The organism is Streptomyces sp. TS71-3 (genome assembly GCF_018327685.1).
GTDB lineage: Bacteria > Actinomycetota > Actinomycetes > Streptomycetales > Streptomycetaceae > Streptomyces.
This window is the reverse complement of sequence record NZ_BNEL01000003.1, coordinates 2,510,485-2,523,227: the sequence shown is the minus strand read 5'-3', so window position 1 is coordinate 2,523,227 and position 12,743 is coordinate 2,510,485. Positions and strand designations below refer to the sequence as shown.

General features: G+C 70.3%; 9 protein-coding genes. 3 read left to right on the top strand and 6 right to left on the bottom strand.

Translation table 11 applies throughout. From position 1 onward, the window contains the following. From boxB to Sm713_RS34750, 5 genes are all read right to left on the bottom strand, one after another. Positions 1 to 1,422: a benzoyl-CoA 2,3-epoxidase subunit BoxB gene (boxB, locus tag Sm713_RS34770; RefSeq protein WP_212913920.1), complete on the bottom strand. Its 1,422-nt coding sequence runs from the start codon at positions 1,420 to 1,422 to the stop codon at positions 1 to 3. Between the two features lie 5 nt (positions 1,423 to 1,427). Further along, positions 1,428 to 3,179 (bottom strand): 2,3-epoxybenzoyl-CoA dihydrolase, encoded by a 1,752-nt coding sequence (boxC, locus tag Sm713_RS34765; protein WP_212913919.1) that lies wholly within the window; start codon positions 3,177 to 3,179, stop codon positions 1,428 to 1,430. 235 nt (positions 3,180 to 3,414) lie between these two features. Then, positions 3,415 to 5,613, bottom strand: a complete 2,199-nt coding sequence (locus Sm713_RS34760; protein WP_212913918.1) for a SpoIIE family protein phosphatase — start codon at positions 5,611 to 5,613, stop codon at positions 3,415 to 3,417. Positions 5,614 to 5,880: 267 nt separating this feature from the next. Beyond that, the gene (locus tag Sm713_RS34755) at positions 5,881 to 7,179 is read right to left on the bottom strand and encodes an alpha-glucosidase/alpha-galactosidase (RefSeq protein WP_212913917.1); all 1,299 of its coding nucleotides are present in this window, start codon (positions 7,177 to 7,179) and stop codon (positions 5,881 to 5,883) included. A gap of 112 nt (positions 7,180 to 7,291) precedes the next feature. Then, positions 7,292 to 8,050 (bottom strand): DeoR/GlpR family DNA-binding transcription regulator, encoded by a 759-nt coding sequence (locus Sm713_RS34750; RefSeq protein WP_212913916.1) that lies wholly within the window; start codon positions 8,048 to 8,050, stop codon positions 7,292 to 7,294. 517 nt (positions 8,051 to 8,567) lie between these two features. Between Sm713_RS34750 and Sm713_RS34745 the strand changes: the two genes are divergently transcribed. The 3 genes from Sm713_RS34745 to Sm713_RS34735 are packed head-to-tail and all read left to right on the top strand — an operon-like array spanning position 8,568 to position 11,726. Then, positions 8,568 to 9,896 (top strand): ABC transporter substrate-binding protein, encoded by a 1,329-nt coding sequence (locus Sm713_RS34745; protein WP_212913915.1) that lies wholly within the window; start codon positions 8,568 to 8,570, stop codon positions 9,894 to 9,896. Positions 9,897 to 9,927: 31 nt separating this feature from the next. After that, entirely contained in the window at positions 9,928 to 10,881 is a 954-nt protein-coding gene (locus Sm713_RS34740; RefSeq protein ID WP_212913914.1) for a carbohydrate ABC transporter permease, read from the top strand. Next, on the top strand, positions 10,881 to 11,726 hold the full coding sequence (locus Sm713_RS34735) for a carbohydrate ABC transporter permease (protein WP_212913913.1): 846 nt from the start codon (positions 10,881 to 10,883) through the stop codon (positions 11,724 to 11,726). The genes Sm713_RS34740 and Sm713_RS34735 overlap by 1 nt, the downstream gene beginning before the upstream one ends. Positions 11,727 to 11,760: 34 nt before the next feature. Here the strand turns inward: Sm713_RS34735 and Sm713_RS34730 are convergent, their stop codons facing one another. Further along, positions 11,761 to 12,561, bottom strand: coding sequence for an SDR family NAD(P)-dependent oxidoreductase (locus tag Sm713_RS34730; protein WP_212913912.1), 801 nt, complete (start codon positions 12,559 to 12,561; stop codon positions 11,761 to 11,763). Between the last annotated feature and the right edge of the window lie 182 nt (positions 12,562 to 12,743).

The following is a 12,743-nucleotide window of genomic DNA, read 5'->3' as shown; positions in this document are numbered from 1 at the left end:
TCACACGAGGCGAACGTACTCGTAGTCGAACGGGTGGCCGTTGATGCCGTGGCCCGGTGGCGCGATCCACCCGGCTATCTTCCCGCGCTCGTAGACCGGCTGCATGAGCGAGCGCACGAAGGCCAGGTCCTCGGCCGTGGGCAGCCAGTGGCGGCGGCTCGCTTCCCAGGTCTGCTCGTCGACGATGGTCCCGTCCGGGGTGATGTGCTGCCCCGAGGCCAGGCCGACGCGCCGGTTGAAGCCCGGGTGGGGCAGTTCGAAGCGGAAGTCGATGCCGTGGTCCTGGAGGATCCGGTTCCAGCGGGTCACGCCGTTGGAGCAGTCGGAGATGTACTCCCCGCGGAGGTCCAGGTTGAGGCCGAGGAGCGCGGGGATCTCCTCCAGTTCCCAGGTGCCGTGCTCGGTCGGCTTCTCCATGAACAGGCCGTCCCCGGTGAGCCGGTGGTCGTCCTTGCGGCGCCCCTCCTGCCAGCGGCCCTTGAGCCCGGCGGTGTAGTAGTTCGCCGCGTTGGTCGACGTCTCGCTGCCGAACAGGTCCAGGGAGACCGTGTAGTGGAAGTTGATGTACTTCTGGATGACGTCGAGCGGGATGCCGCCGCACGCGGCGATGTCCAGGGTGTCGTGCTCGTCGATCAGCTGCGCGCTGCGGGCCACCACGCGGTCGACGCCGGTGGTGCCGACGAACATGTGGTGGGCCTCCTCCTTCAGCATGAACTCGCAGGTGCGCGAGAGCGGGTCGAAGGCGCTCTCCTTCAACGTGCCGAGCTGGTACTTGCCGTCCCGGTCGGTGAAGTACGTGAACATGTAGAACGCCAGCCAGTCGGCCGTCTCCTCGTTGAACGCACCGAGGATGCGCGGCGAGTCCGGGCTGCCGGAGTTGCGGTAGAGGAGCCCCTCGGCCTCCTCGCGGCCCTCCCTGCCGAAGTAGGCGTGCAGGAGGTAGACCATCGCCCACAGGTGCCGCCCCTCCTCCACGTTGACCTGGAAGAGGTTGCGCAGGTCGTACAGGCTCGGCGCGGTCAGCCCGAGCAGGCGTTGCTGCTCGACGGAAGCGGGCTCGGTGTCGCCCTGGACGACGATCAGCCGCTGCAGATCGGCCCGGTACTCGCCGGGCACCTGCTGCCAGACGGGCTCGCCCATGTGCTCGCCGAAGGCGATCCGGCGGTCGGGGTCGTGCTCCGTCAGGAAGATGCCCCACCGGTAGTCGGGCACGTTGACGTGGTCGAAGTGCGCCCACCCCTCCCGGCCGACGGCGACGGCCGTGCGCAGGTAGACCCCGTGGTTCTCCACCTTGGGGCCCATCTCGCCCCACCAGTTGAGGAACTTCGGCTGCCAGCCCTCCAGCGCGCGCTGGAGCCTGCGGTCGGACGACAGGTCGACGTTGTTGGGGATCTTGGACTCGTAGTCGATCTTCGTGCTCACGAGGCTCACACTCGCTTCCGGTCGTGGACTGCCTTCTGGCCGGTGCCGTAGCGGCGCAGCGCGCCTTCGGGGCCCGAGGCGCTCGGGCGGATGAAGATCCAGTTCTGCCAGGCGGCGAGCCTGCCGAAGATCTTGGTCTCCATGGTCTCCGGGCCGACGAACCGGTGGTTCGCCTCCATGCCGGTCAGCGCGTCGGGGCTGAGAGCGGATCGGCTCTCCAGTACGAGGCGGACCTCGTCCTCCCAGTCGATGTCGTCGGGCGCGTCGGTGACCAGGCCGAACTCGCGCGCCTCGCCCGCGCTCAGGGGCCGGTCCACCTCGCGGCGCAGCGCTTCGATGTGGTCGTCCTCCCGGTAGAAGCGCGACTGGAGGCGCGACAGGCCGTTGCCCATGGGGAACGCGCCGAAGTTCGCCCGCGACAGGACGAGGTGCGCGCGGTGGCGGCTGTCGGGGTCGTCGAGGGGCGGCCCGTCCAGCATGTACTGGCGGTCGCAGGCCAGCGCCAGTTCCAGCAGGAGGCCGGCGAAGCAACTGCCCGGCTCGATCAGCGCGACGAGGCTGCGGCTGGTCACGTCCAGCCGCTTCACGGTCCGCTTGTAGTAGTGCAGGATCTCGTTGCCGAGCCAGTCGCCGCCGGCCGCGGCCGCGAGCACGGCCTTCTCGTGGGCCAGGACGGCTTCCAGGTTGCCTTCCGTGCGCAGCACCCAGGTGCCCAGTTCCGTCTCGTTCGTACGCAGCCGCAGGATCAGGTCGTCCAGCTCGCGGGTGACCGCGAGCAGCCAGTTGCCCGCGCCCTGGGCGTGGAGCGCGCCGGTGTCCGCCGGGGGCTCCGTCGCGGGGCCCCGCACGGTGATGGTGGCGAGGGACAGGCGGCGGTCGAACTCCGCGCGGACGTGGCGGTAGGTGATGCCGTCCTCGGTGACCTCGCGGTGCAGCGGCGTCAGCTCGATGCCTCTCGCGCCGGGTCCCGGCCGGCTGCTGCCCTGGGCCGCCTCCACGGCGCGCTGGCCGGCGACCTCGCGGAAGACGCGGCGTGGCACGAGCTCGTCGACCAGCCGCCACTCCACCGCCGTCTTGCCCCGGACGCCGTCGCTGCGGGTGGCGAAGACGTCCGCCAGGTCCTTGCGTACGCGGCGCTTGTCGGTGACGCGCGTCAGCCCGCCGGTGCCGGGCAGCACGCCGAGGAGCGGCACCTCGGGCAGGGCGACGCCGGAGGAGTTGTCGTCGATCAGCAGGATCCGGTCACAGGCCAGCGCGAGCTCGTAACCGCCGCCCGCACAGGTGCCGTTGACCGCGGCGATGAAGGTCATCCCCGAGTGGTCGGTCGCGTCCTCCATGCTGTTGCGGGTCTCGTTGGTGAACTTGCAGAAGTTGACCTTCCAGTGGTGTGGCGAGCCCGCGAGCATCCGGATGTTGGCGCCCGCGCAGAACACCTTCTCCTTGGCGCCGGTCAGCACGACCGACTGCACCTCGGGGTGCTCGAACCGCAGCCGCTGCAGCGCGTCGTGCAGCTCGATGTCCACGCCCAGGTCGTAGGAGTTGAGCTTCAGCTCGTAGCCGGGCACCAGGCCGCCCTGCTCGTCGACGTCCATCTCCAGCCAGGCGACCGGTGCGTCGATGCGGAGCTTCCAGTGGCGGTACGCGTCGGGGCTCCGGTCGAACGAGACCACCGGAGAGTCCGGGGGCAGGCCGTCGGATCCGGTGGCGGGTGCTTCGCCGGCGGCGCCGACGAGGTCCGGCTTGCTTGCGGCCACCATGACGAGCGCCTCCTCGCGCTGGGCGTGACTCCACTCATCAATCTTCTACATCACATAACACGTGCGTCAAGGTTAAGTAGAAGATCGCTGACGGTTCGCCACCAGGCAGCTCGGGGCTGGTTCGAGGCGCGCGCCGTTCTCGTCGGTGAGCAGGCGGTGGACCTCGACGTCGGCGTGCGCCGGCGTCGAGGTTGGCGCTGGCGTCGGCGTCGGCGTCGAGGGAGCCCCCGCAGGCTCAGCCGCCGGCCCCGCGGCCGCCCCCGGTCCGCCCCGGCCGGCCGCCGCCGGTGCGCCCGGTGCGCCCGGTGCGCCCGCTCGCCTCGCCGCACGCCACCAGCAGCAGGGCGATGTCGTCGTTGCTCCGCGGGGCCGCGGTCTCCTGGGCGCGTTCGACGATCATGTCGGCGAGCGCGTCGAGCGAATCCCCCTCCGCCGCGGCGAGCCGTTCCGCGAGGTCGTCGACGGCGAAGCCCAGGTCCGTGCCGCGCCGCTCCACCAGGCCGTCGGTGTAGAGGGCGAGCAGCGCACCCGGGGCCAGCGGCACCTCGGCCGTCTCGTAGCGGGTGTCCGCGTCGATGCCGAGCAGCAGCCCCGGCGGCGGGTCGAGCACCTCGGTGCGGCGGTCGGCGTGCCGGAGGATCGGCGGAGGGTGCCCGGCCGAGGCGAGCATGACGCGCCGCCCGGGCACGTCGATGCACGCGTAGAGGCAGCTGCAGAACAGGTCGATGTCCAGTTCCATGAGGAGCTGGTTGGTGCGCGCGAGGACGTCCTCGGGCGGCGCACCCATCCGGGCGTAGCTGTGCATGGCGGTGCGGATCTGGCCCATCAGGGCGGCGGCCTGGACGCTGTGCCCCTGTACGTCGCCGATCACCGCGGCCGCGCCGCCGGCGCCGAAGTCGATCAGGTCGTAGAAGTCGCCGCCCACCTCCAGGGCGTGCGTGGCGGGGCGGTAGCGGGCGGCGACCTCCAACCCGGGCGGCCGCGGCAGGTGGCGAGGCAGGAGCCCGTCCTGGAGGCCCCGCGCGACCTGCGCGTTGGCGTCGTACAGCCGGGCGCGGTCCAGCGCCTGCGCGATCACCCCGGCCAGCGAGGTGAGTTCCGCGCGCTCGTCCGCGGGGAAGGACCGCGGTTTGTCGTATCCCAGCACCAGGCATCCGAACGTTCCGCTGGGGACCGCCAGGGGCAGGAAGGCGAACGCGGTCATGGCCTCGTAGTACCGCCGGTGCCGGGGGTAGCCGCGCAACAGCTCGTCGTTGGTGGCGTGGAAGGCCGGGATGCCGGTCTCGATGGTCCGGATGCCTTCGGTAGGGGTCGCCAGGGGCACGTCGTCGAAGTACTCCCGCAGCTCCGACGGGAAGCCGCGGGCCGCCACCAGCCGCATCCGGCCCTCCTCGGCGACCACCAGGGCCAGTCCCTGCGCGTCGACGACAGGCCGTATCTGCCCCATGAGCGAGTCGGCCACCTCGCTGACGCCCGCGGCTTCCGTGAGCGCGGAGCCCAGGTGCAGGAGCTGGAAGAGGGTGCCCGCGCGGGCGGGCCTGGTCGGCAGGCCCTCCTCGGCCGGCTCCTGCTCGCCGTCGCGAGCGGTGCCGGGCCTGATGCGCACGCTGATGCCGGTGGCGTCCGGATAGAACATGAACGACAGCCAGGAGCCGTCCGGCCGGCGGGCGGCGAACCCGGTGGGCCGGCGGCTGAAGAGGGCGGCAACGAAGGCGTTCTCGTAGGCCGGGTCGTCCAGCCAGGGCAGCGCGTCCCACAGCTCGGCGTCCAGCAGCTCCGCGCGGTCGCAGCCGAGCAGCCGGGCGGCGCTGTCGGTGACGAAGGTCATCCGCCCGGCCAGGTCCAGCGAGGCGGAGCCCTCGGGGAAGCGCTCGGCGAGAGCGGCGGCGGGCTCGACCCGGCCGGCCGAGGACGGCTCCATGACCAGTGGCTCGTCCCTCGGGGCTATCGGCCGGCCCCCGGCGGCGGCATCCCTCAGCACCTCGGCCATCCGGCCGGCGGCCTCGTCGAGTCGCGCCCGCTCTGCGCCGGACAGCCCCTCCGGGCGGCTGCCCGGCCAGAGCAGGTTCAAGGCACCCCAGCAGACCCCGCCCGCCACCAGAGGGGCAGCGTAATGGGCGACGGCGTAGGGGAAGGCGAGCGCGGCGCGGGGAAAGCGGCGGGCCAGTTCCTGCTGGTCCGCAAGCCACACGGGGCGCCGCGTGCGGACGGCCTCCTGCACGGGCGCGGGCGCCGCGAGGGCCAGGCGCCGCCAGGGCCAGGCCAGCCTTCTGGGGGCGCCGACCACCGCGGCCATCTGGAGCACCTGGCGCTCGGGGACCGGCAGGTACGTGAGCCCGATGTGGGCGCCGAGGTCGTGCGTGACGCGCTCCAGCATCCGGTCGAGGCGCGCCGCCGCCTCCGCCGCTGCGGCGCCGTCCTCGCTCCCGCGCACGCCCTCACCTGCCTTACGCACACCCCGCTGCGCTATATGCACCTATTCACCCCTTAAGATACTAACGTTTCCCCGCTCCCGGGTCCCGTCCACTGCGGACCGCGCCGGCACGAGAGCGATCCGCTCCCCCGCGGCGCCACTCATGAACGGGCGAGCCGATGCCGGCGAACGGACGGGCCCGAGATCGTCCACTCCCTGTCACCGAGTGATTACTCCCTGACATGGGTGGGCTGCTCGACCTGGCGTAAAGCCCGTCGCAGGCCGCCCTCAGGCCTTGCGCAGCGCCTCCGGGATCAGGTCCCCGTGGGCGGCGAAGAGCTCGTCGCACATCTGCACCGTCTGGCGGGTGGTGAGCACGCTCGCGGTGTTGGGGTCGAGCAGGGCCGCCTGGTAGACGTGATCGCGGTTGCCGTCGAGGACGGCGCGCACGGTGAGCTCCACGACGTTCAGGAACGTGCGGTTCAGCGCGGCGAGTTGCGGGGGCAGGGCGCCGACCGGCCTCGGGTGCGGTCCGCTTGCGTCCACGAGGGTGGGCACCTCGACGCAGCACTCGTCGGGCAGGTTGCTGATCAGGCCGTCGTTGCGGACGTTGAGGTAGATCTCCCGTGCCCGGCCGGTCTGGTGGGCGTGGATGAACTCCGAGGCGAGCTCCGAGGTGGCGTCGACGGGCAGCGGCCCGCCACCCTTCAGTGCTTGCTGGGTCGCCGCGAACTCGTCGATGTTCCGCTCCGAGCGGCGCAGGTACTCGCCGATCGGCACCCGGAAGTGCTCGACCTCGCCGGGATGGTGCATGAACCACGGCACGTACTCGGCGCTGTGCTCGCTGGACTCGGTGGGAAAGTAGCCGAAGCGCCGGAAGATCTCGACGCGGACGCGGCGCTGGAGCTCGGGATCGGCGTCGATGGCGGCGCGCAGCGCCGGATACAGGTCCCGGCCCTGGTGCTCGAAGCGCAGCACGAACGCCTGGTGGTTGAAGCCCGCGGTGACGAAGTCGATCTCCTCGACGGGCAGGCCCACGAGTTCCGCGAGCGTCTTGTGCGTGTCGCGCACCGAGTGGCACATGCCGACGACCCGGTGGAAGGGCGAGCCGGCATGCACGGCCCACGGCAGCATCGCCATGGGGTTGCTGTAGTTCAGCAGGTAGGAGTCCGGCGCGACCTCGGCGAGGTCCGCGCCGATCCCGATCAGGACCGGGATCGTGCGCAGCCCCCGGAAGACACCGCCGATGCCGATGGTGTCCGAGATGGTCTGGTGGACGCCGTAGCGCTCGGGGATGTCGAAGTCCGCGCGGGTCGCCTGGTACCCGCCGACCTGGATCTCGTTGATGACGTAGTCGGCACCCTCGACGGCCGTGCGCCGGTCGACGCTCGACGAGACCCGGGCACCCGCTCCGGTCTCCTCGTCGATCCGGCGCACCAACGCCTCGGCGTGGGCCAGCCGGTCGGCGTCGATGTCGTGCAGGGACAGTTCGAGCTGCCCCTGCAGCTCCGGATAGGAGCACAGATCGCTGACGACATTCCGGGTGAACTCGACACTGCCGGCGCCGATGAACGCAACCTTGGTCATGGTCGGCACTATGACTCCCGTGCCGACGTGTGCACAATGACGAGCGAGAAACGCGCAGAAATAATGCGCGGACTTGCGCGATGGATCATCGGCCGGGTGATGGCGGCGGCGATCAGACCAGGACGACGTCGCAGCCCTGCTCCCGGATCCGCTCCACCTGGCCCTGCTCGGCCCGTTCGTCGGTGATCAGGACGTCGACGTCCGACAGTGCGCAGACCTGCGCGAGCGCCAGACGGCCGATCTTGGTCGCGTCGGCGAGCACGATCCGCCGCCGGGCCCGCCGCAGCAGCTCGCCGTTGGCCCGTGCGCCGGCCGGGTCGTAGTTGGTGCAGCCGGCGGAGGCGTCCACCCCGTCCACACCGAGGAACGCCACGTCGAGGTTGTACTGCGTGAAGAACGACTCCGTGTTGTGGCCCACCGTCTCCTGGCTGCTGCTGCGCAGCTCGCCGCCCCCGACGAAGACCCGCAGCCGCGGGTTGTCCAGCAGGTGCAGCGCGACGTTGAGGGCGTTGGTCACGACGGTGAGGCCCTCGTGGTCCAGCAGCAGGTGGGCGAACTCCGCCACCGTGGTGCCGCCGGTCATGCCGACCACCCGGGCGCCCTGCACCTGCCGCCGGGCCTCGTGCGCGATCCTGCGCTTCTCGTCCAGGTCCTGGGCCGTCTTGTAGTTCAGCGGCATGTCGGTGAACGCGGAGTGGGTGGTCGCACCTCCCCTGGTGCGGCTCACCAGGCGCTGCTGCTCCAGCAGTTCGAGATCGCGCCGGATGGTCGCGTGGGACACGTCGAACTGCCGGGCCAGGGCCTCCACGTCCATGGAGCCGTGCCCGACGATCACGGAGAGTATCTGGTTGAGGCGTTCTCTGCGTCGCATGATCGGAACCTAACGCACGGGTGAGCGGATTGGATGCGCGTTTCACCGGCCGACTGCACGCAAGCTGCGCACCGACTCGGAGATATGCACCGGAATGGGGTTGAATGCCGGCACTGTCTCGACGGACACACCGAGGGTGCCTCAGAGGGTAAGCGCCGGGGAAGTCCTGGGAAAGTTCTGTGCGGCGAACGGTTGACGCCCGACCCCTCCGCTGCAACAGTCCTACGCAAGCAAGCGTCGTGATCGAGAAACGCGCGTTTCACTGCTTGGATTCTGCGCGAAATGCTCACTCACGATGGCCGACTTGATTGCCCTAGCCCGTCGTCCACCGGGGCGTGCGCACACCGGTGCCGCCACGCCCGGGTGGGCATCCCGCCTGTCAGGCGTCCGCTCCTGCTTCCGGCACCGGACGGTGGCGGTGGGAGGTTCCACCGCCCCGACACGTCCGAGGGGTTCCACCTCCCCGCCGTGTCCTCCGCGCGGTGGGACGTCTTCCGAACGAGAGAGGTGTCGTCCAATGCTCTCCACACGACGAGGCGTCAGAGGCGGGGTGGCACTCTCCCTCCTGTCGTGTCTCGCCCTGGCCGCCACCGCATGCGGTGGCGGCGGCGACACGGCGTCGTCGGCGACCCGAGGCGTGACGATCAACGTCGCCCTGGCCATACCCTCGCCTCCCAAGGCCTCCCTCGACGCCTTCACCAAGTCCACGGGCATCACCGTCCACTGGACGAACATCGACTGGGACAGCCTCCAGACGAAGATCGCGGCCGCCGCCACCGCGCACACCTACTTCGCGGACGCCACGGACGTCGACTGGTCCCGGGTGGGCCAGCTGAGCAAGCTCAAGTGGTTCTATCCGATGCAGGACTACGTCGACACCAAGGCCCTGGCACCGGACATGCCCCAGCTCACCTCCTTCACCGTGGGCAAGGAGGTGGTCGGCGTCCCGTTCGACGCGTCCTTCCTGACGACCACCGTGAACAAGGAGATGTTCGCGAAGGCCGGCATCACCACCATGCCGAAGACGCTGGCGGAGTACACGGCCGATCTCAAGAAGGTCAAGGCCAAGGGCGTCGTCGACCACCCCCTGGACATCCCGTTCGCCGCGGCGGAGGGCCTGTCGACCTACTGGTACCAGGCCACGGCGGCGTTCGGCGGCACCGTGCTCGACGCGCACGGGAAACCGCAGTTCACCTCCCCCGGCTCGGCCGGCTACAAGGCCGCGCAGTGGATGACCGACGCGATCAAGCAGGGTCTCGTGGCACCGGGGAACATCAACACCACCGACAGCCAGGGCACCCAGACGGAGATGGCGAAGGGCAGGGTCGCGAGCGTCTTCAGCGACTACTCGGGCAACGTCGGAAGCCTCTACGACGTGCCGTCCGCCTCCACCGTCACCAAGCAGGTCGTCTACGTTCCCACCCCCGGCGCAACCGGGCCCGCACCCAATCTGAGCAACCCCGACGGCATCGGCATCCCGCGCACCGCCAAGTACCCGGCGGCGGCGGCCAAGTTCATCAAGTGGTTCACGTCGGCCGACCAACAGGCCGCGTTCGCGGGCATCGACGGTCCCGACAAGACGCTGCACACCTACAGCCTGCCGTCCCGGCTGAGCGCGGTGCACCGGCTCGGCGCCAAGGGCGACCTGGTCCAGGCCGGCGCCATGAGCAGCATGCTGGCGTCCAGCACCCGGCCGGTGTTCCCCCAGGGCGCGCCCTCGTGGTACCCGCAGTTCTCCAACTCCGTCTACACGAACCTGCACGCCGCCGCCACCGGGAGCCAGAGCGTCGGCGCGGCGATCAAGGCGATCGCCGCCACCGCCAACCGGCTCGCCGGCGGATCGTGACCGGGCACGCGCCGGCCATGAGGAACAGCCCATGACACGCCCCCGACTCGACACACCGCCGGCCACGGCGCCGGACAGCGGCGCGCCCACCGGCCGGCAGCCCGCGAGAGCGCGACGGCGCCGCTTCGATCCGCTGCCCTACGTACTCGTCGCCCCGCTCGTGCTGTTCATCGTGCTCCTGGCGGTGGTGCCCGCGCTCTTCACGATCGTCGAGTCGTTCTTCCGGGTCGACGCGCTCGATCCGCCGACGCGCTTCTTCGGGCTGGGCAACTTCCGGGGCCTGTTCCACTCCCCCGCGGTGCGCGCCGCAGCCGGCAACACCATGCTCTACGTGGTGATCGGCGTGGCCCTGTCGACCGTCCTCGGCATCGCCATGGCGATCACCCTGCAACGCCGGTTCACCGGCCGCTCCGTGCTGATCGCCGTCCTCATCCTGCCGTGGGCGCTGCCCGGCGTCGTCGAGGGCATCGTGTGGAGCGGCATCTGGGACGGGAACTCCGGACTGCTGAACAGCGTGCTCAGCTCGCTGCACCTGATCGACCAGTACCAGAACTTCCTGGGCCAGAACCGCCTGGAGACGATCGCGCTGATCGAGCTCGTGCAGGTCTGGCAGATCACCCCGCTGTCGGCCCTGCTGGTGCTCGCCTCGCTGCAGAACATCCCCGACGACCTGTACGAGGCGGCCACGCTCGACGGCTGCTCCTCCTGGGGCGCCTTCCGGCGGGTCACGCTGCCGCTGGCCAGGCCCGGTATCGCCGTGGCCATGGTGCAGGCGGTGATCGCGACGCTGAACGTCTTCGACCAGCCGTACGTGCTCAACGGCGCGGCCTCCACCGGGTCGTCGGTGATGGCGCAGACGTACTTCATCAGCTTCCAGAACCTCGACTTCGGCGCCGGTTACGCCCTGTCCCTGCTGGTCACCGCGGTCACCCTGATCCTGTCCTTCCTCGTCGTCAAGTTCGTGCACCGGACGGTGGAGTTCTGATGTCCTTCCGCGTGGCCCGCCGGATCCGCGCCCGCTGGCTCGGCATCGCGTTCATCCTGCTGTGGTCGCTGGTCCCCATCTACTGGACGATCAACACCAGCCTCCAGAACGAGGCGCAGGCCGGCAGCAAACCGGCGCACTACCTGCCGCCCACGCCGAGTCTGCGGAACTACTCGACCCTGCTGGGCGGCTCCGGAGAGGTCCCGGGGCAGATCCGGCAGTCCGCGGCCAACATCTTCATCGAGTGCGGGGCCGCCACGGTCATCACCGTCGTGCTGTCCACGCTGGCCGCCTACGCCTTCGCGCGGATGACGTTCCGCGGCAGGGGCGTCCTCTTCTACGGCGTGCTCGCCACCATGGCCTTCCCCGCCTACACGACGCTGATCCCGCTCTACCGGATCCTCGGAGAATTCCGCCTGGTCAACACCTACACCGGCATCGTCCTGGTCTACGTGTCCGGCTTCCTGCCGCTGGCGACCTGGATCATGTACAACTACCTGCGCACGCTGCCTCCCTCCATCGAGGAGGCCGGGCTCGTGGACGGGGCGAGCCGGCTGGAGGTCCTGCGGTACGTCCTTCTCCCGCTGGCCGTCCCGGGGCTCATCTCGACGACGGTCATCACCTTCCTGTTCTCGTGGACGCAGTTCCTCTTCCCGCTGGTGCTCTCCACCGACCAGTCCACCGAGCCGCTCACGGTGGTCATCGCCGCGTTGCAGGGCCAGCACGTGGTGCCGTCCACCCTGCTCAGCGCGGCGGGCGTGATCACCATCGCCGTGCCCGCCGTCATCGCGATCTCGCTCAACCGGTACATCGTCAGCGGCCTGGTGAGCGGAAGCGTGAAGTGAACACGCCCGCTCACGCCGGCTCACACCGGCCCGGTCAGAACGCGGAGCGGATGAGGCCGCCGTCCACGCGGATGGTCGCCCCGCTGACGTACTCGGCGTAGCCGCTGCAGAGGTAGGCGACCGCCGCCGCGATCTCGTCGGGCCTGCCGAAGCGGTTGTGGTCGTTCGGGATGAGGGCCTCGACGGCGTTGGGCTGGATCTCCTCCCAGGTCTCGCCCCAGCCGCGCTCAGGTCCGATCCCCGTGACCAGCTCCTTCGTCGCCTCGACGAGGATCGCGCCGGGAGATACGACGTTCGACGTGACCCCGGTGCCCCGCAGGTCGCGCGCCAGGGACACCGCCAGGTTGTGCCGGGCCGCCAGCGTGGCGTTGTACTGCGGGTGCGTGTTCATCGGCTGGCTGGCGAGGCCGCCGCCGATCGTGATGACCCGGCCCCAGCCGCGCTCGCGCATCGCCGGCACCAGGTGCCCGATCATGCGCACGCCGGAGACGACGTTGACGTTGTAGGTGTCGCTCCACTCCTGGGGGGTGGCGTCGCTCCAGGTCACGTGGCGGTAGAAGCCGGCGTTGTTGACGAGGACGTCCACCGGGCCGTCCGCGGTGGCCGCCCGGGCCACTGCTTCGGCGCCCTCGTCGGTGGAGAGGTCGCCCAGTGCGGTGGTGGCGGTGCCTCCGGCCCCCCGGACCGCCTCGGCGACGTCCTCGGTGCGCTTCCTGTCCCGTCCGTGGACGACGACCGCCGCGCCTTCGGCGGCCAGGAGCCTTGCGGTGGCCTCGCCGAGTCCCGTGCTCGAACCGGTGACGAGAGCACGTTTTCCGTTGAGATCGAGTTTCATCCATTCCTCCGTCGAGGTACTGATGCACCCCTGCGGTGCGGCGAAAGGCCACGTCACCGCGGGTATACAACTGTAGACTTCCCTAAAAGTATACAGTTGTAGATGTGCCCGTCAAAAGCCTCCACGGCCCCGCCCGCCGTGGGCGGAGCACGGCTCCGGCGCCGATATGATTGAGCGCACGA

What these genes read in the sequence shown, in the direction of transcription:
- boxC (WP_212913919.1), bottom strand. Translation starts at nt 3,179, where the DNA reads ATGGTGGCCGCAAGCAAGCCGGACCTCGTCGGCGCCGCCGGCGAAGCA.
- Sm713_RS34755 (WP_212913917.1), bottom strand. Translation starts at nt 7,179, where the DNA reads ATGACCAAGGTTGCGTTCATCGGCGCCGGCAGTGTCGAGTTCACCCGG.
- Sm713_RS34750 (WP_212913916.1), bottom strand. Translation starts at nt 8,050, where the DNA reads ATGCGACGCAGAGAACGCCTCAACCAGATACTCTCCGTGATCGTCGGG.
- Sm713_RS34745 (WP_212913915.1), top strand. Translation starts at nt 8,568, where the DNA reads ATGCTCTCCACACGACGAGGCGTCAGAGGCGGGGTGGCACTCTCCCTC.
- Sm713_RS34740 (WP_212913914.1), top strand. Translation starts at nt 9,928, where the DNA reads ATGACACGCCCCCGACTCGACACACCGCCGGCCACGGCGCCGGACAGC.
- Sm713_RS34735 (WP_212913913.1), top strand. Translation starts at nt 10,881, where the DNA reads ATGTCCTTCCGCGTGGCCCGCCGGATCCGCGCCCGCTGGCTCGGCATC.
- Sm713_RS34730 (WP_212913912.1), bottom strand. Translation starts at nt 12,561, where the DNA reads ATGAAACTCGATCTCAACGGAAAACGTGCTCTCGTCACCGGTTCGAGC.